At 59.2% G+C, this 26,777-nt stretch carries 23 protein-coding genes and 1 pseudogene; 11 read left to right on the forward strand and 13 right to left on the reverse strand.

Annotation, left to right across the window (positions count from 1 at the left end):
* The first annotated feature begins 96 nt into the window (after positions 1 to 96).
* The 3 genes from FFH90_RS16800 to nhaB all read left to right on the forward strand — a co-directional run bounded on the left by FFH90_RS16800 (position 97) and on the right by nhaB (position 3,505).
* The gene (locus FFH90_RS16800; RefSeq protein WP_018926082.1) at positions 97 to 363 is read left to right on the forward strand and encodes a hypothetical protein; all 267 of its coding nucleotides are present in this window, start codon (positions 97 to 99) and stop codon (positions 361 to 363) included.
* Positions 364 to 645: 282 nt separating this feature from the next.
* Positions 646 to 1,935, forward strand: a complete 1,290-nt coding sequence (locus tag FFH90_RS16805; protein ID WP_138867633.1) for a hypothetical protein — start codon at positions 646 to 648, stop codon at positions 1,933 to 1,935.
* 67 nt (positions 1,936 to 2,002) lie between these two features.
* The gene (nhaB, locus tag FFH90_RS16810; protein ID WP_064618114.1) at positions 2,003 to 3,505 is read left to right on the forward strand and encodes a sodium/proton antiporter NhaB; all 1,503 of its coding nucleotides are present in this window, start codon (positions 2,003 to 2,005) and stop codon (positions 3,503 to 3,505) included.
* A 55-nt stretch (positions 3,506 to 3,560) separates the two neighbouring features.
* Here nhaB and FFH90_RS16815 read toward each other — a convergent pair whose 3' ends face one another.
* Genes FFH90_RS16815 through gnd form a run of 3 tightly spaced genes read right to left on the reverse strand, consistent with a single transcriptional unit; the run spans position 3,561 to position 6,879 of the window.
* Positions 3,561 to 4,382, reverse strand: coding sequence for a Cof-type HAD-IIB family hydrolase (locus tag FFH90_RS16815; protein ID WP_064618116.1), 822 nt, complete (start codon positions 4,380 to 4,382; stop codon positions 3,561 to 3,563).
* Positions 4,379 to 5,902, reverse strand: a complete 1,524-nt coding sequence (gene zwf, locus FFH90_RS16820; protein WP_018926086.1) for a glucose-6-phosphate dehydrogenase — start codon at positions 5,900 to 5,902, stop codon at positions 4,379 to 4,381. The genes FFH90_RS16815 and zwf overlap by 4 nt, the downstream gene beginning before the upstream one ends.
* Entirely contained in the window at positions 5,899 to 6,879 is a 981-nt protein-coding gene (gene gnd / locus FFH90_RS16825; protein ID WP_018926087.1) for a phosphogluconate dehydrogenase (NAD(+)-dependent, decarboxylating), read from the reverse strand. The genes zwf and gnd overlap by 4 nt, the downstream gene beginning before the upstream one ends.
* 272 nt (positions 6,880 to 7,151) lie before the next feature.
* Between gnd and FFH90_RS16830 the strand changes: the two genes are divergently transcribed.
* Together FFH90_RS16830 and FFH90_RS16835 are read left to right on the forward strand one after the other, a co-directional pair.
* On the forward strand, positions 7,152 to 7,334 hold the full coding sequence (locus FFH90_RS16830; RefSeq protein WP_018926088.1) for a DUF6026 family protein: 183 nt from the start codon (positions 7,152 to 7,154) through the stop codon (positions 7,332 to 7,334).
* Between the two features lie 194 nt (positions 7,335 to 7,528).
* Positions 7,529 to 9,274 (forward strand): phosphoethanolamine transferase CptA, encoded by a 1,746-nt coding sequence (locus tag FFH90_RS16835; protein ID WP_138867634.1) that lies wholly within the window; start codon positions 7,529 to 7,531, stop codon positions 9,272 to 9,274.
* A 65-nt stretch (positions 9,275 to 9,339) separates the two neighbouring features.
* Here the strand turns inward: FFH90_RS16835 and FFH90_RS16840 are convergent, their stop codons facing one another.
* From FFH90_RS16840 to FFH90_RS16865, 6 genes are all read right to left on the reverse strand, one after another.
* Positions 9,340 to 9,831 (reverse strand): GNAT family N-acetyltransferase, encoded by a 492-nt coding sequence (locus FFH90_RS16840; protein ID WP_018926090.1) that lies wholly within the window; start codon positions 9,829 to 9,831, stop codon positions 9,340 to 9,342.
* A 130-nt stretch (positions 9,832 to 9,961) separates the two neighbouring features.
* Positions 9,962 to 11,080, reverse strand: coding sequence for a cell division protein ZapE (zapE, locus tag FFH90_RS16845; RefSeq protein WP_111453591.1), 1,119 nt, complete (start codon positions 11,078 to 11,080; stop codon positions 9,962 to 9,964).
* A gap of 91 nt (positions 11,081 to 11,171) precedes the next feature.
* Complete coding sequence (locus FFH90_RS16850; protein ID WP_008010768.1) at positions 11,172 to 11,513, reverse strand: nuclear transport factor 2 family protein; 342 nt, start codon at positions 11,511 to 11,513, stop codon at positions 11,172 to 11,174.
* Between the two features lie 52 nt (positions 11,514 to 11,565).
* The gene (locus tag FFH90_RS16855) at positions 11,566 to 12,282 is read right to left on the reverse strand and encodes a YafY family protein (RefSeq protein WP_018926092.1); all 717 of its coding nucleotides are present in this window, start codon (positions 12,280 to 12,282) and stop codon (positions 11,566 to 11,568) included.
* Between the two features lie 107 nt (positions 12,283 to 12,389).
* The gene (gene speB, locus FFH90_RS16860) at positions 12,390 to 13,349 is read right to left on the reverse strand and encodes an agmatinase (protein WP_018926093.1); all 960 of its coding nucleotides are present in this window, start codon (positions 13,347 to 13,349) and stop codon (positions 12,390 to 12,392) included.
* 22 nt (positions 13,350 to 13,371) lie between these two features.
* A complete protein-coding gene (locus tag FFH90_RS16865; RefSeq protein ID WP_018926094.1) occupies positions 13,372 to 14,463 on the reverse strand; it encodes a polyamine ABC transporter substrate-binding protein in 1,092 nt (363 codons plus the stop codon).
* A 101-nt stretch (positions 14,464 to 14,564) separates the two neighbouring features.
* On the opposite strand from FFH90_RS16865, the gene FFH90_RS16870 reads away from it, so the two are divergent.
* The 3 genes and pseudogenes from FFH90_RS16870 to FFH90_RS16880 all read left to right on the forward strand — a co-directional run bounded on the left by FFH90_RS16870 (position 14,565) and on the right by FFH90_RS16880 (position 16,255).
* Positions 14,565 to 15,458 carry a LysR family transcriptional regulator gene (locus FFH90_RS16870; protein ID WP_018926095.1) on the forward strand — a complete coding sequence of 298 codons (894 nt, stop codon included), beginning with the start codon at positions 14,565 to 14,567 and terminating at the stop codon, positions 15,456 to 15,458.
* Positions 15,459 to 15,502: 44 nt separating this feature from the next.
* A pseudogene (locus FFH90_RS16875) lies at positions 15,503 to 15,727 on the forward strand (xanthine permease XanP); the annotation flags it as partial.
* 54 nt (positions 15,728 to 15,781) lie between these two features.
* Complete coding sequence (locus tag FFH90_RS16880; protein ID WP_018926097.1) at positions 15,782 to 16,255, forward strand: LEA type 2 family protein; 474 nt, start codon at positions 15,782 to 15,784, stop codon at positions 16,253 to 16,255.
* 8 nt (positions 16,256 to 16,263) lie between these two features.
* Here FFH90_RS16880 and FFH90_RS16885 read toward each other — a convergent pair whose 3' ends face one another.
* Positions 16,264 to 17,826, reverse strand: a complete 1,563-nt coding sequence (locus FFH90_RS16885; RefSeq protein ID WP_138867636.1) for an alkaline phosphatase D family protein — start codon at positions 17,824 to 17,826, stop codon at positions 16,264 to 16,266.
* A gap of 68 nt (positions 17,827 to 17,894) precedes the next feature.
* Positions 17,895 to 18,818 (reverse strand): carbon-nitrogen hydrolase family protein, encoded by a 924-nt coding sequence (locus FFH90_RS16890; RefSeq protein ID WP_138867637.1) that lies wholly within the window; start codon positions 18,816 to 18,818, stop codon positions 17,895 to 17,897.
* 85 nt (positions 18,819 to 18,903) lie between these two features.
* Between FFH90_RS16890 and FFH90_RS16895 the strand changes: the two genes are divergently transcribed.
* A complete protein-coding gene (locus tag FFH90_RS16895) occupies positions 18,904 to 19,824 on the forward strand; it encodes a LysR family transcriptional regulator (RefSeq protein WP_111453588.1) in 921 nt (306 codons plus the stop codon).
* Here the strand turns inward: FFH90_RS16895 and FFH90_RS16900 are convergent.
* Positions 19,817 to 20,068, reverse strand: coding sequence for a hypothetical protein (locus FFH90_RS16900; RefSeq protein WP_007983592.1), 252 nt, complete (start codon positions 20,066 to 20,068; stop codon positions 19,817 to 19,819). The genes FFH90_RS16895 and FFH90_RS16900 overlap by 8 nt on opposite strands.
* Positions 20,069 to 20,234: 166 nt before the next feature.
* Between FFH90_RS16900 and FFH90_RS16905 the strand changes: the two genes are divergently transcribed.
* Complete coding sequence (locus FFH90_RS16905) at positions 20,235 to 20,552, forward strand: YqjD family protein (protein ID WP_018926101.1); 318 nt, start codon at positions 20,235 to 20,237, stop codon at positions 20,550 to 20,552.
* Positions 20,553 to 20,575: 23 nt separating this feature from the next.
* On the opposite strand, the gene FFH90_RS16910 is transcribed toward FFH90_RS16905, so the two are convergent.
* Positions 20,576 to 21,616: an Ldh family oxidoreductase gene (locus FFH90_RS16910; RefSeq protein ID WP_018926102.1), complete on the reverse strand. Its 1,041-nt coding sequence runs from the start codon at positions 21,614 to 21,616 to the stop codon at positions 20,576 to 20,578.
* Between the two features lie 229 nt (positions 21,617 to 21,845).
* Here FFH90_RS16910 and FFH90_RS16915 point away from each other — a divergent pair, with 229 nt between their 5' ends.
* Positions 21,846 to 26,708: a dermonecrotic toxin domain-containing protein gene (locus FFH90_RS16915; protein WP_138867638.1), complete on the forward strand. Its 4,863-nt coding sequence runs from the start codon at positions 21,846 to 21,848 to the stop codon at positions 26,706 to 26,708.
* Positions 26,709 to 26,777: the final 69 nt, after the last annotated feature.

Here is a 26,777-nt window from a genome sequence, read left to right on the forward strand (position 1 = left end):
CCACCCCCGGTTGCGGACATCAGTACAAGTAACCAGCCGAACGGTAAGCCCAACCGACGGCACATCACTTGATTGGGCACACAGAGAGAAGACCCCATGAACGCCCCGCTCCGTATCAACGAAGCTCTTTTGATTGCCGACCGCGCATTCCAACCCTTTCAATGCGTGGCTTGGGCTCCACAAGACGGTAATGGCGAGCTCAGCCTGGCCATCATTGATCGCACTAACACTCGCATCAGCAGCAAACAAATCCCCAGCAGTGCCTATTCCGATCCGCAGCAACTTGCACACTTGCTGGAACAAGCCCGCGCCGAGCTGAGCGAGGAAGGTTACACACTGCAATCGTGGTCCATGCCGCATTAATCTTTTTCGCGGATTACCGCCCGGTAATCCGCGTCCCTTCTTCTCCTTAGTTGACGGTTTCTACGGTCAGCTGCATAACGCCATTTTCGTTTTCCAACTTCTAGCCACCAGATTACTTGGCAGGCTTGTCAGTGGTTCGAGAAGACACTGTTCTGGCACAAAACGCCGCTCCTCCCGAGCGTAATGGCAGTTGCGCATCATCGCATTCAGGGATTGAATGTTCTTCTCATGCAGTCAACCTCCGGGCACCCGGACAAGGACGACTGGCAAGGAGATGCGTGCATGTCACTCCAGACTGCTTTTGCCATACCGGCAGCGGTGAAAGACGCCGGGCAACTCGATAGCCATTTCGCCGGCAGCGGCAAGACTCAAGTGTATTTCGCCGGCAGTACTTCCAGCAGGATCAATGGCGTGGCGATTGACCACACCGGCCGAATACTGGTGGCAGCCAAGGTCGGCACGCCAGGTGGCAGCCGCTTTGGCCTGGCCCGCCTGCGTGAGGATGGTTCGGCGGATCTGGCCTTCGGCAAACAAGGCAGCGTCATCGGGCAATTCGCCCACGGCTACGAGGCCATGGCGGGCACAGTGCGGGTGCTGGCCGACGGGAACATTCTGGTGGCCGGCCTGCACTACGAAAATGCTCATCGTACGTTGCCCGCCGTGGCGATGTTTGATCAACGAGGCTGCCCGATACAGGGTTTTGGTGAGCACGGCCGCTGCGTGGTGCGCCTGCCGGGGAAGCTTTCCGAAGGCGCTCGCGACGCCTGGTTACCACCCGGCGTACCGGGTACCGAGGCCTGTGATATCTGCGTGCAGGACGATGGTCGAATCCTGCTGCTGGCCAATCATCACTTTGAATTGACCGATCACGTCGGCATGCTGATTCGACTCAATGCCGACGGCTCGCTGGACAGCACCTTCAATGGTCGTGGCTTTGTCATGGTCCGGCACTTATTGATGAACACCTGGCTGAACAGTCTGATGGTGCAACATGACGGCCGAATCCTGGTGGGCGGATCGATCAACTTCCCCGAGGAAGGTTTGCTGGCGCGTTATCACACCGATGGCCAGCTGGATGACGGCTTCGCCGTGGATGGCTTCATGAGCTTCAAGGCCTGGGGTCAGAGTGCCCAGGTCTGCCAGATCGTCCAGCACGAAAATGGTGATTTGCATTGTTTTGGCAGCAGTCGCGACCCGATGCACTGCCTCGCCCTGAACGTTCACAGCAATGGCCGACCTGACATGCATTGCAATAGCGGCCAACCACAACTGTTGGAAATCAGCCACAGCGGCTGCCAGTGGACCGCCGCCCAGATACAACCGGACGACTGTGTACTGACGGTCGGAGCGACGGGCGGCGGGCTCGAAGGCGATTTCATTCTCGCTCGCTACATACCCAATGGGGCGCTGGATCGCAGCTTCGCCAATGGCATGGGCTGGGTCCGCACACGCCTGAGTCGAGGCCCGGACACCGCCACTTCATTGGCCGTGCAGGCCGATGGTTGCATCGTCGTCGGCGGCTATTCACTGGATGGCAACTACCGCGCCGTCGTCGCCCGCTATCAACCCTAGTTCCCTGCACTTGATCTTCCCTTCCGCTTACGGCAAGTTGCGCGCTTCTTAATACAAGGAGTAGCCGATGTCCGGCTCAATGGCCCAGGCCTTCGCACACAATTTTCTTGGGCATTCACCCCGCTGGTACAAAGCCAGCATTATCGGATTCCTGATTCTCAACGCCCTGGTGTTGTGGACGATCGGTCCGGTGGCGGCCGGCTGGTTGTTGGTGCTGGAGTTCATCTTCACCCTGGCCATGGCGCTCAAGTGTTACCCGCTGATGCCCGGCGGGTTGCTGCTGATCGAAGCTCTGCTGCTGAAAATGACCACGCCCCAGGCGCTCTATGACGAACTGGTGCACAACTTCCCGGTGATCCTGCTGCTGATGTTCATGGTGGCGGGCATCTACTTCATGAAGGACCTGCTGCTGTTTCTGTTCTCGCGCCTGCTGCTGGGAGTTCGCTCCAAGGCGCTGCTGGCGTTGATGTTCTGTTTCCTGTCAGCGTTTCTCTCGGCGTTTCTCGATGCATTGACCGTGACCGCGGTCATCATCAGCGCGGCCGTGGGGTTTTATTCGGTGTATCACCGCGTCGCCTCGGGCAACGATCCGCGTCAGGACAGTGAGTTCGGCGACGACCGGCAGTTACCGACATTGCACCATGCCGACCTCGAACAATTCCGCGCCTTCCTGCGCAGTCTGCTGATGCACGGCGCGGTCGGCACAGCGTTGGGTGGTGTTTGCACGCTGGTTGGCGAGCCGCAAAACCTGCTGATCGGCCATGAGATGGGCTGGCACTTTGCCGAATTCTTTCTGAAGATCGCCCCGGTGTCGTTGCCGGTGCTGGCAGCGGGCCTGGTGACCTGCGTACTGCTGGAGAAACTGCGCTGGTTCGGTTATGGCACGCTGCTGCCGGACAACGTGCGTGCGGTGCTGGCCAACTACGCCGCCGAAGACAACGCCGAGCGTACTTCGCGTCAGCGCGCTGCGCTGCTGGTTCAAGGGGCGGCGGCACTGATTCTGATTGCCGGGCTGGCGTTTCACATCGCCGAAGTCGGCCTGATCGGCTTGATGGTGATCGTGCTGATCACCGCGTTTACCGGTATCACTGACGAACACCGCCTCGGCACCGCCTTCAAGGACGCCATGCCGTTCACCTCGCTGCTGGTGGTATTTTTCGCCGTGGTGGCGGTGATTCACGATCAGCAGCTGTTCGCGCCGCTGATCCAGTGGGTACTAACGCTGCCGGCGGATCAACAGCCGGGCATGCTGTTTATTGCCAACGGCTTGCTGTCGGCCATCAGCGACAACGTGTTCGTCGCGACCATTTACATCACCGAAGTAAAACAGGCATTCATCTCCGGCCACATGAGCCGCGAGCACTTTGAAACCCTGGCGATTGCGATCAATACCGGGACCAACCTGCCGAGCGTGGCGACGCCTAATGGTCAGGCGGCGTTCCTGTTCCTGCTGACCTCGGCGATTGCCCCGCTGATTCGTCTGTCGTACGGGCGGATGGTGTGGATGGCGCTGCCATACACCGTGGTGATGGGGGTTCTTGGCTGGTACGCGGTAAGTTACTGGCTGTAACCCAGAACAAAAATGTGGGAGCGGGCCTGCTCGCTCCCACATTGGTTTTGTGTGCTTATCGAGGGAGGATGTATCGCTCGATCGCCTGGGCCGCGCCGTCTTCGGTATTGGCCCCGGTCACCACGTTCGCCTGACGCTTCACCGCCTCTTCCGCCTGCCCCATCGCAATCGACAGCCCGGCACGATGAAACATCGCCGGGTCATTGCCGCCGTCGCCCATGGCGGCAGTCTGTTCCAGCGACACCCCGAGAAACTCGGCCAGCGTCGCCAGTGCCGCGCCCTTGTTGGCCTGCACCGCCGTCACATCCAGATAGACCGGTTGTGAACGCGACACCTGCGCCTGCCCTTCGACCATGGGCAGCAACCGCGCTTCCAGCTCGATCAACAGTTCGGTGTTGTTACTGGCAGCGACGATCTTGTCGATGCGTGCCAGGCAAGGCTCGAAACTCTCGACCACCACCGGCGGATAACCCAGGCCATGTTGCTCTCGCGGGACCATCGGGCCGTACGGATCCTTCAACAGCCAGTCACCACCGCTGAACACCCAGACTTCAATGTCCGGCTGATCGGCAAACAGTGCCAGCGCCGTCAGCGCTGCGGTTGCCGGCAAATAATGCGCCACCAGCAAACTGCCATCCGGGTTGACGATCGTGCCGCCATTGAACGCCGCCGTCGGCAGATCAACGCCCAGGGCTTCGATCTGCTGCAACATGGCTTTAGGTGGACGCCCGGTGGCCAGGCTGAACAGCACGCCGGCGTCACGCAAGGCGCGAACGGCATCGATGGTGCGCTGGCTGAGGCTGTGATCGGGCAGCAACAAGGTGCCGTCCATGTCACTGAGCAGAAAACGGATGGGTTGTTGCGTGACGTCCATCATCCGAGGCTGTGCCAGACGCGACCGTCGCGGGTCAGCAGTTCGTCAGCGGTCTTGGGTCCGTCTTCGCCGGCTGCATAGCTCTCCACGGTTGCATCCTGCTGCCAGGCGTCGAGGAACGGCTGCACGACGCGCCAGCCGTTCTCGATGTTGTCGGCACGCTGGAACAGCGTCTGATCGCCGGTGAGGCAATCGTAGATCAAGGTTTCGTAGCCGGTGGAAGGCTGCATTTCAAAGAAATCCTTGTAGGCAAAGCCCAGCTCGATATTGGCCATGTTCAACGCCGGTCCCGGCCGTTTGGCCAGCAGGTCGAACCACATGCCTTCGTTGGGCTGGATCTGGATCCGCAGGTAGGTCGGCTGCAATTCTTCGACCTCGGTGTCACGGAACTGCGCATACGGCGCCGGCTTGAAGCAAATGACGATCTCGGTGTCGCGCACGCTCATGCGCTTGCCGGTACGCAGGTAGAACGGCACACCGACCCAGCGCCAGTTGTCGATCATCACTTTGAGCGCGACATAGGTTTCAGTGGTGCTGTCGGGCGCGACGTTGGTTTCCTGACGATAACCGGGCAACCGATTGCCATCGATCTCGCCGGCGGTGTATTGGCCGCGCACTGAGTTGGCTCGCGCTTCCTCGATCGACCAGGGGCGAATCGCGCCGATCACTTTGGCCTTCTCGCCACGTACCGCATCGGCGCCAAACGCCGCCGGCGGTTCCATGGCGACCATCGCCAATAATTGGAACAGGTGATTAGGCACCATGTCCCGCAGGGCGCCGGTGACCTCATAAAAACTGCCACGGGTTTCAACGCCGACGGTTTCAGCGGCGGTGATTTGTACGTGGTCGATGTAATGGTTGTTCCAGAAGGCTTCGAACAGGCTGTTGGAGAACCGGCTGACCAGAATGTTCTGCACGGTTTCCTTGCCCAGATAGTGATCGATCCGGTAGATCTGCTTTTCCGTCATCACTTTGAGCAAGCACGCGTTCAAGGCTTCGGCGGTATACAGATCCGAGCCGAAAGGCTTTTCGATCACCACCCTTCTGAACGCTTCAGGGGCTTCTTGCAACAATCCGGCAGCCCCGAGACGTCGCACCACTTCACTGAAAAAGCGCGGAGCGGTGGCCAGGTAGAAAACGGCGTTGCCGGTGCCGCTGGCGTCGATTTTCGCCGCCAGCGCGTCATAAGTGCGCTCATCCAGGAAATCGCCCTGGACGTAGCTGATGTGTTTGGCCAATTTGGCCCACAACGCCGGATCAAGGGCGTGATCGCCCTTGCCGACCTTGGCTGCCACTTCCGCCCGAATGAAATCTTCGAGTTTTTTGGCAAAGGCTTCGTCACTGATGGCGTTGTGATCAACGCCGACGATCCGCAGTCCATTCCCCAGCAAACCATCGCGACTCAGGTTGTACAGCGCCGGCATCAGCAGGCGCTTGACCAGATCACCATGGGCACCGAACAAAAACAGCGTGGTGGGCGGTGCGGGTTCTGCCTTGGATTTCCTGCGGATCACGTGGGTCATTTTTTCGCAGTCTCCACATGGCCGCCGAAGCCGAAGCGCTGGGCCGAGAGAATCTTGTCGCCAAAGTTGCCTTGCCCGCGCGAACGGTAGCGAGAGAACAGCGAGTTCGACAGCACCGGTACCGGCACCGCTTGTTCCATGGCGGCTTCGATGGTCCAGCGCCCTTCACCGCTGTCCGCCACTTCACCCGAGTAGCCGTCGAGTTTCGGATCGGACGCCAGCGCATCGGCGGTCAGGTCAAGCAGCCAGGACGAGACCACGCTGCCACGACGCCAGACTTCGGCGATGTCGGCCACGTTCAGGTCGAAACGCTGATCTTCCGGCAGGTTGGTGCTGGCTTTGGTCTTGAGGATGTCGAAGCCTTCGGCGAAGGCCTGCATCATTCCGTATTCGATGCCGTTATGGATCATCTTGACGAAGTGGCCGGCGCCGGCGGGGCCTGCGTGGATGTAACCGCGCTCGGCGCGATCGTCATCGGACTTGCGATCCTTGGTGCGCGGAATGTCGCCCATACCCGGGGCCAGGGACTCGAACAACGGGTCAAGACGCTTAACCGTCTCGGCATCGCCGCCGATCATCATGCAGTAGCCACGTTCCAGGCCCCAGACGCCGCCGGAGGTGCCGACGTCGATGTAATGCAGACCTTTTTCCGACAGGGTTTTGGCCCGACGGATATCGTCCTTATAGAAGGTGTTGCCGCCATCGATGATGGTATCGCCCGCTTCAAGCAAGGTGCTCAGGGTGTCAATGGTGTCTTCGGTCGGTGCGCCGGCGGGCAGCATGACCCACACCGCGCGCGGCTTGGCCAGGCCAGCGACCAGGGCTGGCAAGTCGGCGACGCCGGTGGCGCCCTCTTCGGCCAGGGTATCGACAAAAGCGGTATTGCGGTCGTAAACAACGGTGGTGTGCCCGTTGAGCATCAGGCGCCGCGCAATATTACCGCCCATGCGGCCCAGTCCAATAATCCCGAGTTGCATGTACTGATGCTCCCTACTACAAATAAAGTGTGTCTAAGGTTATAGCCCAACGCGACTAGTGAAGGTTAGTCCAGAGCGGTGGGATGAAGTTTCCGGGCATTGTGCCCGATCCAGACTGATAACGTCGGGAATCGTGCCGAAGACACAACGACCATGAAAAATAAAAAAGTTCCCTTCAGGGGCAAAAGAAATCAAAATTGGCGCCGATAGTAAGTGAGCACCCGATTTCGGGAGTCGACTTACAGTTGATACCGCCATTTGCGAGGTGAGCAATGGGCACCGTACACACAGCACTGCCAGCACAAACCCTTTACGTCACGATCCGTCGCGATGAACTGCGCCAGTTGAAAGAGGAGCGCGATCAGTTGAAGCGGGAAGTTGCGCAATTGCGCCTGCTGACCCAAGGCAATCAGGCTCAGCCCTTGCCCGTCACCCAACGTGCTCCTCACGCCTGATCTCCTCGCTTGAGTCGGAAGCGGCCCAGCGCTGTTTCTGACTCGCTGCAATCCTGTCCGCTGCGACAACTCACAAAGTTTTCACACTTGCTTGGCGATACTCCGGCCCTTTGTGGCTGCTTGCTTTGCGAGCGGCATCCGTTCGTCTGCGACAAGGAGAGTGCCGACGGCCGATCATCAGGCTGGAGTGTTGAATGGCTTTGCTTAAACGCAGCAAAACGTCTGCGAATGGTTTTGATTGGGCAGGATTACTCTGGTTATTTCTGTTCTTCTGGTATTTCTCCGGTATCACCCAACTACTGATTCAACTGACGGGCACCTCCGGTTTTAGCGGGTTCCGCCAGGCTTTTGTGATGAGCGCCATTTGGCTCGCGCCGATGCTGTTGTTCCCCAGACAAACCCGTGTGATGTCCGCGCTGATCGGTGTGGTGCTGTGGGCCTGTTCGATGGCCAGCCTGGGTTATTTCTTCATCTATCAGCAGGAATTTTCCCAGAGCGTCATCTTCATCATGTTCGAATCGAACGTGTCTGAAGCCGGCGAATACCTGACGCAGTATTTTGCCTGGTGGATGGTGCTGGCGTTCCTCGCCCACACTGCATTCGCGTACTTCCTTTGGACCCGCGTGCGTCCGGTGTACCTGCCACGCGTCCAGGCGCTGATCGCAGCGACGGCGATTGTGCTGGCCGTGATCGGTTACCCGCTGATCAAGCAGACCGCGCACACCGGCAGCCTGGCGGAAGGCTTCGAGAAATTCGAAACCCGCATCGAGCCCGCGGTGCCATGGCAGATGGCCGTGGCCTATCACCGTTACCTCGGTACCCTGGGCAGCATGCAAGGCATGCTCGACAGCGCCAGCAAGATCCCGCCGCTGAAGAACTTCACCGACTCGATGGCCAATCAGCCGGCGACCCTGGTGCTGGTGATCGGCGAGTCCACCAACCGTCAGCGCATGAGCCTGTACGGCTACCCGCGGGAAACCACCCCGGAACTGGATAAGCTCAAGGACCAACTGGCGGTTTTCAATAACGTCATTACCCCACGCCCCTACACCATCGAAGCGCTGCAGCAGGTGCTGACGTTCGCCGACGAAGAAAACCCGGACCTCTACCTGACGACGCCGTCATTGGTCAGCATGATGAAACAGGCGGGTTACAAAACCTTCTGGATCACCAACCAGCAGACCATGACCAAGCGCAACACCATGCTCACGACCTTCTCTGAACAGGCCGACGAGCAGGCGTACCTGAACAACAACCGCAACCAGAACGCCGCCCAGTACGATGGCGATGTGATCGAGCCGTTCAACAAGGCGCTGGCCGATGCGGCGCCACGCAAGCTGATCGTCGTGCATTTGCTCGGCACGCACATGAGCTACCAGTACCGTTACCCGCCGACGTTCAACAAGTTCACCGACCGCAAAGGCGTGCCGGACGGCGTGCGTGACGATCAGGTGCCGACGTACAACAGCTATGACAACGCGGTGCTGTACAACGACTTCGTGGTCTCGAGCCTGATCAAGGACTACGCCAAGACTGATCCGAACGGCTTCCTGCTGTACCTCTCCGACCACGGCGAAGACGTGTTCGACTCCGCTGGCCACAACACCCTGGGCCGCAACGAGAACAAGCCGACCGCGCCGATGTACACCATTCCATTCGTGGCCTGGGCCTCGCCGAAATGGCGCGAAACCCATGACTGGAGTTTTGCCGCTGATCTGGGTCGACCGTACAGCAGCTCCCAGCTGATTCACACCTGGGCGGATCTGGCCGGCCTGAGTTTCGATGAACTGGACCGCAGCAAAAGCCTGGTCAGCGACAGCTTCAAGCCTCGGCCATTGATGATCGGCAACCCTTACGAGCGTGAGCAGCGGCCGTTGATCGACTTCAGCCTGATAAAACCCAAGGTCGCGCCTGTCGCCCCGGCGGTCGTTCAGCAGTAGTTTTGAGGGGCCGACAAATGACTTAAGGGCGTCCTGATCGACGCCCTTTTTTATGGCTCGGAGGACTAAAGCGCTTTGGTCCAGAACAGCATCCGGCCGTGCGCCGGGTCGAACATGCCGGGTGAAAAACCGAATTTGCCATAAGACGCCTGGGCCACTGGATTGCCTTCCAGCACTTCCAGGGTGATCTTGCAGCAGCCGCGCTGACGTGCGATGTCCTCGACTTTGTGCAGCATTTTCTGGCTCAGTCCCAACCCGCGAAACTTCGACACCACGACCACATCGTGCACGTTGACCAATGGCCGACAGGCAAAGGTCGAAAAGCCTTCGAAGCAATTGACCAGCCCTGCCGGCTCGCCACCGACAAACGCCAATACACTGAAGGCATGGGGCCGCTTGGCCAGCTCCCCCGGCAGTTGTTGCAACACATGGGTGGGCAACGACTTACCGCCACCCATCGGGTCTTCGGCGTAATGGTTCAATACAAGACAAATCGCCTCGGCATGTGTCGGGTTGCTGTAACTGGCCTGAAGCACAAGAATTTCTGCGGATTCCATTTCCACCCTCGATCACACATGAAGTTGCCCCAGTTCGCTTCTTGCGCACTGAAAGGTCCTGCGACCTTATCGCGAGCGCCGGGGTGCCGACAACTGGATCCTCTCGCCCCGTTGCACCTTCTCCCGGACATCAAGCCTCGGCAAAACGTTTTAGCTGCATCTCCTGCAAACGGCTGAGGGTGCGGCGAAACGGGAATTCCAGATAGCCCTCGGTGTACAACGCCTCCATCGGTACCTGCGCTTCGAGGTACAGCGGCACCTTGCGGTCGTAGCATTCGTCCACCAGGGCAATGAACCGCCGCACGCCGTCGTCATGCACCGACAACTGTGGCAACTCGCGATCCCCCGCCGCCACCCGCTCGACACCGTCTTCAGTGCCGCGGGCGATGCGCCCTTCGCGTTTTTGCGCGCTGAGATTGGGCACGTCACTCAACAGAATAGCGCTGAAGGTGTCGCACAGGGCCATGAAGTCCATGGCGGCAAAAGGCTGCTCGCAAACCTCGGCGTAACGGCACCAGAGCACGGTTCGACTGGCCTGCATGACATTGACCGAACGGTAGCCGATCTGCACCGGATCGCTGGATAGCGTCTGGCCGATGGTCAGGGCCTTGAACACATCGCCAAGGGCACCGGGCTGACCCGGAACGTTCACCCAGTAACGCTGCAGGCCGGCGCCGGGGTGCAGACGATGATCTTCTCCACCGTCCACCGCAATCACCTGCATGTGTTGCTTGATCGCGCTAATCGCCGGCACAAAGCGGTCGCGGTTGAAGCCATCGGCGTACAGCTGATCCGGCGGTTGGTTGGAGGTGCAGACCACCACCACGCCCTGCTCGAACATCACCTGAAACAAACGCCCGAGAATGATCGCGTCACCGATGTCGTTGACGAACAGTTCATCGAAACACAGCACCCGCACTTCCTGGCTCAGCTCGCGGGCCAGGGCCTTCAGCGGGTCGGCGGTACCGGTCAACTGGAAGGAGCGCTGATGCACCCAACCCATAAAGTGGTGAAAGTGCTGCCGCCGGGCCGGGACGCGCAGGTTTTGATAGAACTGATCCATCAACCAGGTCTTGCCCCGCCCGACAGGGCCCCAGAGGTACACGCCGGTGATGGGCGCGCGGCCTTCCTGCAAGGCTTCGTGGCATTTTTGCAGCGCCCACACGGCATGTTCCTGGGCTTCGTCCTGGACGAAGCCCTTCTGTTCGATGGCGTGTTGCCAGGCGGTTAAGGGAGAGTCGACATTCATGCGCGGCAGTATACGTCTCTATAGCGGCTCGCCAAGCCCGGGCCGTAGCAGCTGCGTCGCGGTGCTCGACAGCTGCTACATAGGCCGGTGGTTACAGCGAGATGTCCAGCCGGGCGATCTTGCCCTGTTCATTGAGGCGGAACATATAGCGCAGTTCCAGCGGGCTGCCGGGAAAAGTGCCGGAGATCAGGTTGTGCACCAGCACTTTGCCAGTGCGCTGTTGAACGTCAAGCACCTCGACCCGCGGCTGATAACGTTGCGCAGTGTCTTGCATCCATTGGGCGATGGCTTGCGTGCCGACCTGATGCTGCCCCTCATCGAACACGTTGGCATCCTCAGCGAAAAAACTGGCGACCCTCGAGGTGTCGCGAGCATTGGCGGCAGCAATGTAGGCGGCAATGGCGGGGGCCAGTGAAGAGGCTGGATTGGACATGTTTACGGCTCCTTGTGAGTTGTTTCTGGAGCCATGCTAAAACAAGCCGGTGTCAGTTCTTGTCAGGAGTGAAACGCCCTGCTTCATCCAGTTGCATCTGCTTGCGCCAGGTGCGCAACAGGTCGCTGCGCCGCCCCGGATAGCGCTCACCCTGTTCACTGGCGGCCGAGATCCGGTCGGTGCGGAACGTGCGATAGGCACTGCGCAACTCACACCAGGCGACGATGATCCGCACCTCATTGAGAAACCCCAGGGCCAGTGGCCAGATCAACCGTTGGCTGGGCACCTGGTTGGCGTCTGCGTAATCGATATGCAACTTGGCTTGATCGCGGATGGCTTGGCGAAACACATTCAACGGCACGGCGTTTTGCGGATAGCCACAACCCGGCGGCCCCGGCAACACCGTCGGGTTGCGCAAGGCGTCCTGGGCCGTCGGGTCGAGCACCGCGGCGATTTTTGCCAGGGCATCGGCCGCCGCTTTGCTCAACACCTCATCACCCCGCTGATCCACGTAGCGCAAACCGAGCACGATGGCTTCGGTCTCATCGGCATTGAGCATCAAGGGCGGCAGAAACAGACCGCTGCGCAACACATAGCCGATCCCCGCCTCGCCAAAAATCGGCGCGCCGAGTGCGGTGAGTTCAGCGATATCGCGGTACAGCGTGCGTTCGGAAATCTCCAGCTCGCTGGCCAATGTCGCGGCAGTCACCGGACGACTTTTGCCGCGTAGCACTTGTAACAAGGTCAGTAAACGAGTGGTTCGCGACACGGTCGGCAGGCTCCTTGCTGGAAGTCGCCGGAGCTTAGCAGAGGCTGCTGTCAGAAAGTGGCAGTAGCGAAACGCCAGACACAAGCCCGCTCCCACATTTTGGCTTGTTACCGATCGACCTTATGCCTGGCCGCATACAAACACAGCATTTCCATGGCCAGGGTCGCCGCAGCCAGTGAGGTAATGTCGGCGTGGTCGTAGGCCGGCGCCACTTCCACCACGTCCATCCCCACCAGGTTGATCCCGCGCAAGCCGCCGAGAATCTCCAGCGCCTGCACCGTGCTCAAGCCGCCGCACACCGGCGTCCCGGTGCCGGGCGCGAAGGCTGGGTCGAGGCAGTCGATGTCGAAGGTCAAATACACCGGGTGATCACCGACCCGCGCACGAATCGCCTCGACAATCGCCTCGCACCCTTGCCGATGAACCTGCCGCGCATCCAGCACCTGAAAGCCCTGATGATCGTCATTGGTGGTGCGCAAACCGATTTGCACTGAGCGCGACGGATCCACCAGCCCTTCCCTGGCCGCATGCCAGAACATCGTGCCGTGATCGACGCGCTTGCCCTCTTCATCCGGCCAGGTGTCGCTATGGGCATCGAAGTGAATCAATGACAACGGGCCGTGCTGGCGGGCATGGGCCTTGAGCAGCGGATAACTGATGAAGTGATCGCCGCCGAAGGTCAGCATCGCGCAACCGTTATCCAGGATGTGCCCGGCGTGGGCTTCAATGCTTTCCGGCACCGAATGCGGCGCGCCGTAATCGAAGGCGCAATCGCCGTAGTCGATCACCGCCAAGTGATCGAACGGGTCGAACGTCCACGGCCAATGGCGTTCCCAGGCGATCCCGGTGGACGCCGCCCGAATGCCGCGTGGTCCGAAACGCGCCCCGGAACGGTTGCTGGTGGCGGTGTCGAACGGCACGCCGCTGACCACCACGTCGACGCCACGCAAGTCGCGGCTGTAGCGCCGGCGCATGAAACTGGTGATACCGGCGTAGGTGCTTTCGGCGGCAGTCCCATAAAGACTGTCGCGGGTCATGGCCTGATCGTTCTGTGCAGGGACGTCCATGGGTGTGTTCCTTATTGTTGGCTTATTGGTGGCTACGGAAAGTGGTCCACAGGCGGGTGCGCTGACGCATGTCCTTGAGGCTCATGCTGCGGTCGGCATACAGCCGCTCACGCACCACGGCCTGCGGGTAGATGTCGGGATTGCTGCGCACCGCCTCATCCACCAGTGGCGTCGCCGCCTCATTGGCCGTGGCGAAGAACAGCGTATTGGTCAGTGCAGCGACGGATTCGGGGCGCAACATGAACTCGACGAAGGCTCGGGCGGCTTCGGGGTGCGGCGCGTCCTTGGGAATTGCCAGGTTGTCCTGCCACACCAGTGTGCCTTCACGTGGAATGCGGTAAGCCACCTCGAACGGTTTATTGGCCTTGCGCGCCTGATCGGCGGCCATGCTCGCGTCGCCGTTGTAGGTCAGTGCCAGGCAAACGCTGCCATTGGCCAGATCGTTGATCTGCCGCCCGGTGGCGACGTAGAGCACCGACGGCTGTAGCTGACGCAACAGGGCGTCGGCGGCTGTCAGATCAGCCTTGTCGGTGCTGTAGGGATCTTTACCCAAATAATGCAGCGCCAGGCCAATCACCTCTTGCGGCGAATCGAGAATCGCGATGCCGCAGTCTTTCAGTTTGCTGGCGTATTCGGGCTTGAACAGCAGGTCCAGGCTGTTGAGCGGTACGTTGGGCAAGCGTTGTTTTACCGCTTCAACATTCATCCCAAGCCCGAGCGTGCCCCAGGTGTAAGGCACGCCATAGCGATTACCGGGATCGACCGCCGCCAGTTTTCCCAGCATGTCCGGGTCGAGGTTGGCGTACCCCTTGAGGCCATCGTGAGGAATTTCCTTCAGCGCTCCCGCCGCCAGGCCGCGCGCCAGGACGCTGGACGACGGCACCACCACGTCGTAACCGCTGCCGCCGGTGAGCAGTTTGGTTTCCAGCACTTCCGGCGTATCGAACGTGTCGTAGCGCACGTGGATGCCGGTTTCCTTTTCGAAGCGCTGCAAGGTCTCGGGCGCCACGTAATCGGCCCAACTGTAGAGATTGAGGACTTTTTCCTCAGCCTGGGCCGGCACGGCCATGGCGAGGAACAGCGCGGGTAAACACAGCTTGAAGAGCGGAGCCATGACGAACACCTGACTGGAGGAAGTGGTTGCAGGATGCGTCGTCGGTTACATTGAAAAAATACCAAGTTAGTTATCCTGACTTTATTGCGGAGTAATGTTTGATGCTCGGCCAACTGCATGATCTGGACCTGCACCTGCTGCGCCTGTTTGTCAGCGTGGTGGAATACGGAGGCTTCAGCGCGGCCCAGGGTGACCTGGGGCTGAGCCAGTCGAGCATCAGCCAGCAGATGGCCAAGCTCGAAACCCGGCTCGGTTATCGCCTGTGCAGTCGCGGCAAGGGCGGGTTCAAGATCACGCCCAAGGGTGAACAGTTGCTCGTTGCCACCCGTGCCTTGTTCCAATCCATTGAAGCGTTCCGCCATCAATCCAACGGTGTGGCCGGACGTTTGATCGGCGAAGTGCGCCTGGGTTTGTCCGAAGCGCTTGATCAGTCCGTGCTGGAACGGGTGGCCGAGGCGATCCGACGCTTTCGCGAACGTGACGAATCGGTGCGCATCGAGTTGATCAGCGCGATGCCCGGCGAAATGGAGCGGTTGTTGCTGCAACAACGGCTGGACCTGGCGATCGGCTATTTCTCACAGGCGCAGCGTGCTTTTGACTACCGTGAACTGTTCACCGAAACCCAGCACCTGTACTGCGCCTCCGGGCATCCGCTGTTCACCGATGACGCACCTGACGATCAAGCGCTCCAGGCCTGCGACCGGGTCGATCACCCCTATCGTTTCCTGCGCAGCGATGAGCCGTTTCAGGGGAAGCTCTGTTCAGCGCGATCCGAGCAGGTCGAAGGCACCCTCGCCTTCATTCTGTCCGGCAAGCACGTGGGGTATTTGCCCGATCACTTCGCCCAAAGCTGGGAAGACAAAGGATTGCTCCGTGCCGTGCGCCAGGGTGATATGAGTTTCGAGGTGGCGTTCCACCTGGCGCGCCATCGCGCACAGGTGCCGGGGGATGCGCAAAAGGCCTTTGAAGAGGATCTGCTTGCGGCGTTTGCTTGAAGCTCTGCCGTTGAATGATCACCCCTGTGGCGAGGGGGCTTGTAGTCTTGCGCGAGCTGCCGAAGGCGCTGCACAACATCTTCGCGATCACTGTCGGTGCGTTGTGCGCTATCGTGCTGAATATCTTCCTGCCCGAAGAGTTCATCGAGCTGGAAGAAGACGAGTTCGACCCGGAAGCCTCGGTGCTTCAGGTGATGCAGAACCCGGATGTTGCGGCCAAGGGTGAACCCGCGTCACCTGTGGCTGTCGCACAGTTGAACCGTCCGTAATGCTCGAAGGCCGAGCTTTGAGCGGTTCGCCTTTTTCTTTACGAGAATATGTTCATGCGCAGATTGCTGGCCCTGTCCCTATCCCTTCTATTGCTCTCCCTGAGCGCCTGCGCCCTGTTCCCCAGTCGCGACCCGCTGCACATCAACGTGGTCGGTATCGAGCCGCTGCAAAGCCAGGAGCTGGAAGTACGCTTCGCGGTAAAACTGCGCGTGCAAAACCCCAATGAAACCGCGATCGCCTATAACGGCGTGGCGCTGGACCTAGAGGTTAATGGCCAGCCGCTAGCTTCCGGCGTCAGCAATCAGTCGGGCTCAATCCCACGATTCTCCGAAGCAGTGATCGTGGTGCCGGTGAGCGTTTCGGCCTTCTCGGTGCTGCGTCAGACCCTCGGACTGAGTCAGACGCAGACACTGGACAATCTGCCTTACGTACTGCACGGCAAACTGGCCGGAGGGGCGTTCGGCACCATGCGTTTTGTCGATAGCGGCAAGCTCAGCCTGCCGGGCTCGATCTCTGGCACCTGGTAACGCCCCCGCTATGTAACGGGGTCGATCACCTGCGTCACACTATGCTTCAGACCTTCTACGTGCCAGTTGGCCCACAGTCGGGTCTTGCCGTTGCCGCCTTCATCCGGCTCGATCGCCAACCAGTTTCGAGCGGCGATCAGGTAACGCCCCCTTGCGCCAACAGGCAACATGGTTCCGGTGATGCCGTAGTCGATCTGTTCCTGGTTCGCACCGATGGACTCCAGAAAGTGCACCGCCAACACTGGCGGCGCAGGATGCACGACGCCGGTGGAAATCAATTGGTAGATTTTCCCCGCGCCATCGCTGCCATGCCGGGGCAACTTCGATTCGATCACACAGGCCCCGGCCACATGAACGTCGCCAGACACCAGCGTGACCTTGCATGATTGGGCTTTGGCGAAATCCAGCAGCCGCATGATCAACCGCTTGCGTTCACTGCGGTGCGGCAGGCTTCGCCAGTGGTCGCGTAAATCGTCCTCGAGCTCCTGTTGCCCCACCATCACGTCCAGCGCCTTTTCGGCCGCCTGTAAATCAAGGTAACCCACCGGAATACTCGACATCAGCAACAGGTGCTTGTGCGCCGGGACCTTGTCCAGCCAGGCATAAATCGCATCCCAACTGACCGGGGAAATAACCCGGGTTTGTTGGGCCTGCGGGGTGGTCAAGTCCGGCGCGCGTTCGCTGCGTAGATCGGGAACCAGCAAGGCCAACTCGCCCAGGCCGGTGAACCCCAGGTGAAAGCCATCAGCAGTGCCGGGAATCGCGCAGGGATGGGTATCAGCGGACGGCTTGAGGTGAGGATGCGTCTGGATCAGTTGCTGCTGGAAAATCCTGAAATAGCGTTTGGCTGTGGCAAACAGCCCCTGGAACACCGGGCTTGAATGCAATATCTCATCGTAGGAACCCCAGCCATCGATGATGTCATGGTCATCCCACATCATCACCGTCGGAATGGCGCCGAACACCTTGGCCATCTCGGGCTGTTTCCAGCATTCCAGGTAGAGCCTGGTGAAAAACTTGTCCAGATCGGCTTCGATCACCTTGCTGTAAGCGGCCTTTTGACGGTCGGCGAAGGGTTTGGCGAACCATGCTTTCATCGACGGCACACTGCTGCGCATGTCGTCGCTGTAAACCTGATCGCCGCCCATCAACAGCAGATGATAGGGCTCGCCCTGGTGAGCACCCCACATGTGCTCCCAACGCTCGTTGTTCCGGTCGACCTTCTCCATTTCCTTGGGGTCGGAGAAACCGTTGCACGACACATACGCAATGCGCGGCGACTGGCCCTTGGCCGGAACGACGAAGTTGGCCTGCGCACCGTCTACGGAAACCGTGTAACTGGTGGCAACGGCCTGATCCTGCGCCGCCTTGAAATCGATGCGCCAGACGCGGGAATTAGGGTTGAGCAGCGGGATATCGGCGATGGCCAAGGGTGTGTCGGCAGTCACATCCTTGGGCACTTTTACCGTGGGAGGTGGCTCGCCCAAGGGTGAAACCACCACGGCAGACACGTTGTAGACATTATTATTGATGCCACGAAACTGCAGAATCGGGCCTAGTAACAAACTCATGGCGAGTCCATCCGTTGACGGGGGTGTGAACGCCTGGAGACTAGACGACAATCACACCCCCCGACGGATTATGTGTTGAACCGCACGCCCGGTTTGGCTCGCTCATCCACCGTCAACTCAAACACGTCCGGGCGCGCATAATGCCCGACCACGTCGTAGTCGTACCGGGCGCGGATCAGGTCATCGGTGTCGATTTCGGCGGTCAGCAATCCCGCCTCGCCACGCAGCGGCCCGGCGAGAATATCGCCCATCGGCCCGACAATCACACTGCCGCCGGCAATCAACGGGCGCTCCGCCGGCCAGTTGGCAACGTCCACGCCCAAGGCTTGTGGCGAGTCCTGAACCTGACAGGCACTGACCACAAAGCAGCGTCCTTCATGGGCGATGTGACGCATGCTGACCTGCCACATCTCGCGCTCGTCCACAGTCGGCGCGCACCAGACCTCCACGCCCTTGGCGTACATCGCGGTGCGCAGCAACGGCATCATGTTTTCCCAGCACACCACCGCGCCGATCCGCCCGACCTGGCTGTCGATCACCGGCAAGGTCGAGCCATCGCCCTTGCCCCAGATCAGTCGCTCGGTGCCGGTGGGCATCAATTTGCGGTGCTTGGCAACCAGCCCTGCCTGCGGGTCGAAATACAGCGCGGTGCAGTACAAGGTGCTGCCGGCGCGTTCGATCACACCGATCACCAGGTTGGCCCCGGTGCGGGCCGACAACCCGGCCAAGGCGTCGGTCTCGGTACCAGGCACGTCGATGGCATTGGCGAAATACCGGGCAAACGCTTCACGACCTTCCGGCAGTCGATAGCCGAGTTGCGTGCCGAAGCTCTCGCCTTTGGGGTAGCCACCGAGCAACGCCTCGGGCATGACCACCAACGCCGCGCCGGATTCGATAATGGCGGTTTCCCAAGAGAGGATTTGATCGAGGGTGTCGGCCTTGCCGCCGGGCAAGGCGCCGATTTGCAGGGCAGCAACGATTGACTTGGGCATTACGGTGGCTCCGTCAGGAATGAGGTGTTGCTCATTCTCCGGCGCCACAGGATCATGAATAAAGCCCGAATCACTGCTGAATGATATGAACCAAATGAATATCGCCACCGTCGATCTCAACTTGCTCAAAGTCTTCGAAGCGCTACATGAGGAGTCCAGTGCCAGCCGCGCCGCGCTGCGTCTTGGCGTGACGCAATCGGCGGTCAGCGCGGCGTTGCGCCGGTTGCGCGAGGTGTATGGTGATCAGTTGTTCGTGCGCACTGGCCGAGGCCTTGCGCCGACGCTCAAGGCCAACCAGCTCAAACCGGTAATCAGCGATGCGCTGAACAAATGCCGCCAGAGCCTGGCGATGGTTGACCCGGCGGCCCATCAATACGACGGGCGCTCGGTAACCGTGGGTTTGTCGGATGATTTCGAAATCGCCTACGGGCGACGATTGATCGAGGAAATCGCTCACCGTGCGCCGAAACTGCGGCTGATCTTTCGCCAGACCCATAGCCAGATCGTCGCCCGGGCCTTGATGGAACGCAGCATCGATCTGGCGATCACCGCAGGCGGGTTTGCCGAGCGACTGCTGAGCCGCCAAGTGCTGGGTGAAGGGGGTTATCTTTGCCTGGTGGATCCCCTCAACCTGGCCGAAGGACAACAGAGTCTCAGCCTTGATGAGTTCGTCGCCCGCGAGCACATTCTGGTGTCCTCGGGCGGTTTTATCGGGATTACCGATGAAGGTCTGGCGGCGCTGGGATTGAGTCGGCGGGTATGCGCGTCGACCACTCACTTTGCCGCGTTGCCGTATCTGCTCAAGGGCAGTCAGGCGGTGGCGACCATTCCGGCCCATGCGGCGCAAAGTATCGCCGCCCTCAGTGGACTGGCGTTGCTGCCCTGCCCTCTGGCGCTGCCGCGTTACCCGATCGAACTGGGCTGGCGCACCAGCACACAGCTCGATCCGGTGGTGTTGAAAGTGCGTGAAGCGATTGCCGCGATTTTTTCCGGGGCGTTTATTTAGCGGCCATCAAGCGATTGACTTCACTGCGCACCATGTTCGCGAATTCCGGCGGCGACATGCCGTCGAGTTCGGCGCGTACCCATTCCGCCCATTTGCCTTTGCGCTTGGCGCGCTCACCGAACAACCGCGCGGCTTCGCCCTTGGCTTTGCCCAGGTTGTTTTGCCAGAGTTCGAACAGACGGGATTTTTCATCTTCAAGCGCCGCGCGCTCGGCGAGGGGTTTGTCGGCCAGATTGAAGCTCATGGGGAATTACCTGCTGCGTAAAATAGGCGACATCTTACACTGTAGGAAGAAATGTCCTGCGCTGGATTTTTCGTCAGGGGTGAGTCACCGCGCAAAATGGCTGCAACTTTTGCCACGGCGGCAGACTCCATTGCTCACTGTCCATTCACTGTAAGGAGTACACCAAATGGCTCGCAAAACCGTCGATCAAGTCGCCGATGATCAAATCAAGGATCAGGTCTTCAGCGAACTTCAGGCCCTGATCGAAGAGTCGGAAAAACTGCTGAAAAGCAGTGCCTCACTGGTCGGAGAAGAAGCAGACACCCTTCGCGGGCAAATCGCCCAGAAACTCCAGCAGGCCCGAAGCTCGTTATCCAGTGTTCGTGACCGGACCCAACCCGCGGTCGACGCCACCGAAACCTACATTGGCGGCCATCCATGGCAAACCGTGGCCATCTCTGCGGGTTTCGGCCTGGTGGTTGGTCTGTTGTTGGGTCGGCGTTGAACCATTGACCTGTGGGAACGGGCTCAAGACCCGGCCAGTTCCCGCAGATTCGCCAGCGTTTGTGGATCGAGCGCAATGCCTTCAACATTGGCTTTGGCGCGTTGCAGGTGACGCCGATCCCCCGGTAAACGCTTGAGCCCCACACCATGCATCTGCCGGACCAGTTCCTGGCTGCGTTCGGCAAAATTCTGCCCCGCCGATTTGCTCGGATCGATCACGATCAGCAGTTGCCCGGTCCAGGGGGTTTTGGCCCCCGGATGGTTCGACCAGTCGAACTCGAAAGAAAAGTTGCCACCAGTCAACGCCGCCGCCAACAACTCCACCATCATCGACAGCGCCGAGCCCTTGTGCCCGCCAAACGGCAGCAGCGCGCCACCTTCGAGAATGGCTTTCGGGTCCTGAGTCGGCTGGCCGAGGCTGTCCACACCCATGCCCGCTGGCAAGCGTTCGCCTTTACGCGCGGCGATCTGCACATCGCCATGGGCGATGGCGCTGGTCGCCAAGTCGAAGACAATCGGCGCACCGCCGGCCCTGGGCGCGGCGAAGGCAATCGGGTTGGTCCCGAACAGCGGACGATCGGCACCGTGCGGCACCACGCAGGTCATGCTGTTGACCACGCTCAGCGCTACCAATCCTTCATCGGCAAACGGCTCGACGTCCGGCCACAAGGCGGCGAAGTGATGGGAATTGCGGATCGCCAACACCGCAATGCCGGCGCTGCGGGCTTTTTCCACCAGCAAGGGCCGCGCCGCCGCGAGGGCCGGTTGGGCAAATCCATTGCCGGCGTCAACCCGGACAAAACCCGAGGCCACGTCCTCGACCACCGGCACGGCCTGGCCATTGACCCAGCCACTCTGCAACGTCGACACATAACCGGGAATACGGAAAACGCCGTGACTGTGAGCTCCGTCACGTTCGGCGCTGGCGCAGTTGAGGGCCAGGGTTCTGGCGACATCGGCCGAGGTGCCATGGCGCAGGAAAATCTGTTCGAGCAATTGAACGAGCGCGTCGAAGTCGAGGTTCTGTGTGTTCGAGTTGACGGCCATTTCAGGCGATGCGGTCATCTGAAGCTCCGGTTTTATTATTGGGTATGGGCAACAGGTCAAGCGAGGTTGCAGGACAACCGAAAGAAGTCGTCGATTAAGCGCTGTTTTACCGGCGTCCTGTCAAGCCTGCGACAAAGGATAAGCTCAAGCAATATGTACCGCACCCGGGCTTTCCATTGGCCCTACTGTTTTCCCTCGAGCCAACGACCTGCGATCGCCATCGATCGCAGCCCATCGAGGAAAAATCATGACTGCTCCAGCACTGCCGTATTTTTTCGACGAGGCAGAACGTGCATCCAATGCCAAACACCCCGGTGATCGCGAGAAAGCGCTGCATCTCACTCTTGACGATTTGAAATGGTTGAGGGGTGGTGTCTATCTCGCCACCCACGAGGTTCGCGCAACCCAAAAGACTCCGATGCAGATAGATCGGTTGATGTTGAAGATGCCCGACGGGACTGACATTCCATTGGCCGGTGCGTTTTGCATGAGTCACCCCAAAGTCGAGGACGATGTCAAAAACGAACACAAGGCCAACGGCGAAGTCATCCTCTACACACCGTGGAAAGGTCTCGTCAAATACGCGGACATGACCGACCTCACCAAGAAACTCGAGGAACTGCTGAGCCAGGACGACGGCAAGCAGGCGCTGTTGCGCTATCTCTCCATCGAACAGCGGGCGACTGCATTGGCTGCCACGGGTTTGACAGTGACGCCGCAAAAAATCGAGGGGGCGGGGTTTCAGGACCAGGAGCAGATCCTCGACCGCAACCAGACGCAGAACATCCAGACGATGCTGGCTGAACTGGTGAAAATTCCGTCGCTGCAATCGATGCTGGACGAGCTGCTCAACATCGCCCTGGCCAAGCGTTTTCCCAAACTGGACCAGCGCCGTACGCAACTGGATAGTTTTATCGACAGCGCATCTCCCTCCTCCAATACCGACAACCCGGAAAACCGGCGCAAGCTTTCTTCGCTATCTCTGAGCGATGCCCTGCTGCACTTCTACCTGACCAATCAATGGCCGGATGGCGACATCAGGACCTTCTCCAACCCCGGCCACGGTGTGAGCAGCGACGCTGATAACCAGGCCTGGGAACTCGAGGTAAAAGAGATCGCGCAAAGCTTCACGCCCCATCTGCAGAGTCTGCTCGAAACCTTCTGGAATTCTCCCATGAGCAGCGGGCAGTCCCGTTCCGACTTTTTCGCCGAGGGTATGCGGGATGCCTACCATGTGGATCTTCTGCGAAAACGTCAGCAAGGTATTTTGAACACCACTGAATATCTGGAGTTGATGAGCGTCAGCGGCGCCGCGCCTGCGCCAGCCCTGCCGTTACGTGTCGAGACCGTACGTGTCAGCGCCCTCTACAAACATTACGTAGAGCTCGCATCCACCTTTATGTGCGGTAACTCAGACACCTTGGGCTACCTGTACACCCACTCCTCAGGCATCCAGGCCAGTACCGATCTTGCAGCGATAAAAGACACGATACTGACCATGCTCAAAAGTGAAGGTCACGAGGACAATCTGCTTAATTTCATGTCCCTCGAGGAACGCGGCACCTTCCTGTCGCTTGAGCCACAGGAGCGCCTGATCATTGCTGAACCGATTAGCGGCCAGGTGTTTGAGCGACTCATGGAAGATGTCCGGGCCAAGCAATGGCAGAACCTGACCTACGCCCTGAGCCGGTACCGGGAAAGCGAGGGCACGCTCAATGTACATGCGTTGCTCGACAATGCGCTGGATGTACGGGGCCTGATCGACAATCGCCTGTTGACCGGCGATGCAAACGGCCGCTGGAGCACCCGGGCCGATCAGCGATGGAGTGCCCGACCGGCCACCGTGCGGGCAGAATCGGCAAAAGAACAACTGGAAAGTCTCTCCACCGTCAAGCAGGCACTTGAGCAACAGCTGGATAAACACCCGTCCATTTCGGTTAAAACGTTAGCGGCGGCACAAACCCTCACCCGTTCGTCCCTTGAGCAACTGCAACCCAAGTTTGTGCATACCCTGACCACCGCATTGCGTAGCGAGCACAAGCTGCTGGGTGTCATCCGCGCGCTTGGGACGACGGAACTGGCGATGATCAAGACGGTGCTTGAGACGCCGGTCCGGCTGCAACGCGCAGCGCTGAACGGGTTTCTGCCGGATGTCTTTTCCCTTGCGCTGAAGGCCGGCGACTCCAGTGACTTGCTCGATCTCGCCAGTTGTTTTGTACTCACCGAACGCGGCGGCCTGGACCCGACCCACTCCGGCAAGGCGATTTTATGGACCCCCGCCTCGGGATTCGAAGCCTTTTCCGCCCTCACACCGCTGCTGACAGCGTTCAATAAACGTTTGCAGAGCGAGGACGATCGCCCAGCGATTCTGGAGAATATCGAAAGAAGCCAGCGAACATCAGGGCGCACCTTTACCCTCGCGCCATTACAGCTGATTCATGAGAATTTTCTGGATCACGTACAAAAACCATTTGTTCGGCTGGATCAACTGTCCGTCGAACGCGCATTGGCCTCCCCCCTGACCGAACCGGTCCTGAAGAATCTACTGAGCCTGGTGGCATTGCATAAACCGATGACGGGGCTGCGTCGGGCAACAGATCTCGCGCGCTCTCTGACGACACAACAAAAGCTTCCGGCATGGTTGGCCAAAGCGTCCATACAGGATCAGAGACTGCATGCAGAACTGCTTCAGCAATACCGGAGCAATGCCCAGGACAATAAGGATTACCTGAGCGGCGTGCGCTCTCTTGAACGCACGGCACAGTTCGAGTTGAAAGAGTTACTCAAGGCCGATGAATTGACCATTGATCCGGACAACGTCCAGGTGCAGGTTGCCTCGCGCCTGATGTCCACGGCAAAGACGTTAACGCTGTCGGCTTTTGCATTGACTCACTTTGATGAACTGGACAGTGCCGACTTCAAGTTGAAGTCACTCACCTCAGCCGCCATCCCTGCCAAAATGGACAAGCCTTACATCAAGAGCCTGATACGAAAGCTGAATGTCGGTCAGTTCCACAAAAAATTTGTGGAGGCGGCGCTTGCCGAAACCAGCACCACTGCGAAATCCTGCAGGCAGCTGTTCGCCGCACAATTGCCCTGGCAACTGCTGCACTACGCGCATTCGCTAAAACTGCAGGAACGCCTGAGCGAAACCGGGTTCGACCTCGTTCGGCAGGTCATGGACATGCCCGATGCAATCGCCCGCGAGGCCGTCAGCGGTACGAATGCGATAATCCGTCCACTTGAGCTTCTCTTCGGTAAAGACCAGTCGATCAAAGTCCCGGGAATGTATTTGATCGGCCCCAAACAGAACACCCCTGGACCCGAGGTGCTTATCGCGCCCTATAGCCCTGAGCATGGCGTGAAGGAATATGAAAACGAACAGCTGTTGCTGACCGAGCTCAAGTCACAAGGTCCATTACAAAGTTGGGTGCGCAACAGTCTGTCGGACACCGGCCGCACGCATTACGACACCCATGTGAGGGGTACGAAAGCGTCCGGCAAGATCAGTCTGGCCTCCAACCCCATCAAGGGCCATCTGTTCAGGCACTTGTTCAACGAAAATATCAAACTCCTCGCGCGGCTGTTGGGCACCCAGTCCAACAAAAACGCTCAGGGCGAGTGGGAAACCGTAAAACGTGTATTGGGCGACGATCTGGAACAGGCCTATACGTTCCTGATGGGCAAACTGGCCTACCCGATTGTCGTGTGGCGCAGCTATCGTGAGGTCAAGCAGTCTGCGGAGGAGCTTCAACAACACAAATGGGGCCCGGCGATAACATCCTTTATCAGCGGCATCACGCAACTGGCGATGTTGCGCCAGTCGATGGAAGGCCAGGCAGAGCCCTCTGCAGCGGCCAGCGAGTCTTCCCCCTCCCCAGCCAGTGCCAGCCTTAAATGGCAGGACATCGCCACTACCGATCCCGCACGCACCGGTTTGCAGAGCCACGAGCACGTTGATGTCAACCTTGGCTCAATGACCCGGGACAGCGCCCTTGGGCTCTACACGCACCCGACCACACAGAAAAAATACGGAGCGGTTGAAGGAAAGGTCTATCAACTCGAAAAACGTGGACTGCGCTGGCGCATCAGCGGTCCGGACGGAAGCGGCCCCCATGTTGCTCGAAACGCCTCAAAGCAGTGGGTGCGGGAACCGGATGAGCTGGTTCGTCAGTACAGCCTGATCAAGAGGTTGAAAACGTGGAACGCTGTCCGTGGCGGGATGAACGTCGAAGCCAACGGAATGGCTCAAATACGCCGGCTCTTCCCTGTGCGGGCGCGGCTGATCGACGAAGGCCTTGACTTCGCAACCACCTATGCGTGGAACGGTTTTCGTAACTTGCAACTGTTGAAAAATTCAGGCGACACAGAGACACCGGTTCATCAGCTCGTCAGGAGGTTTCTTGATGTGTCGGAGATATCGCCCGAGCATGTGACGATGATCCAGAAGGTCGTAGAGGACATCCTCGGTGCCTTGTTGGATCCGACCCTCAGGAACGAGCAGTCGGAACGCTTCGTCACCGGGAGAGCTCATCCCGGTGACCGGGACCATATGTTTGCCTTCACGATCCCCACCGATCAACAGAAAAAAATCTACCTGGCAGAGAAGTATTTTATGCCTTACATGGATCACTACCGTAATTACATGACCGATGCCGCGTTCCCGATCCGTGCCCACGCCCGCGCAACGACGTTGATCCACGAGCTGTCGCATGTGATTTGTGACACGGAGGATATTGCTTATATGGATGCAAGCAGACCGTTTGTCGACCTGATTGATACCACTACGCCCCGTGGCAACCATTTGAGCAAGGCGCTGACACAGCTTCAGAAGGAAGCACTTTCAATCCATACCCCCTTATCCGAACTGTTCGCCGTTTTGAATGACGATACAAATGTATGGGAAGATTTTGGTCAAACCTTCTACGAGGAAACCAACCGTACACGTGAGCGGATTTTGAGTTTGACCGGAAAAAAAAACCTGGCAGAAGCACGCACGCATTTCAAAAAGGATGCTACGACAAGACTGGCTGTCCAGCTGGCCAATGCTGACTCTGTCGCTTGGCTTATCTCTCATTTGGGACGTCAACTTCACGTCGACACCCCCTGAAACGCGGTCACCAGGCACTGGCGCAATGTCAGTGCCCTGAAAATAACTTCGACTTTGATGGGGAAATGC

It is taken from the genome of Pseudomonas sp. ATCC 43928 (assembly GCF_005938665.2).
Taxonomy (GTDB): domain Bacteria; phylum Pseudomonadota; class Gammaproteobacteria; order Pseudomonadales; family Pseudomonadaceae; genus Aquipseudomonas.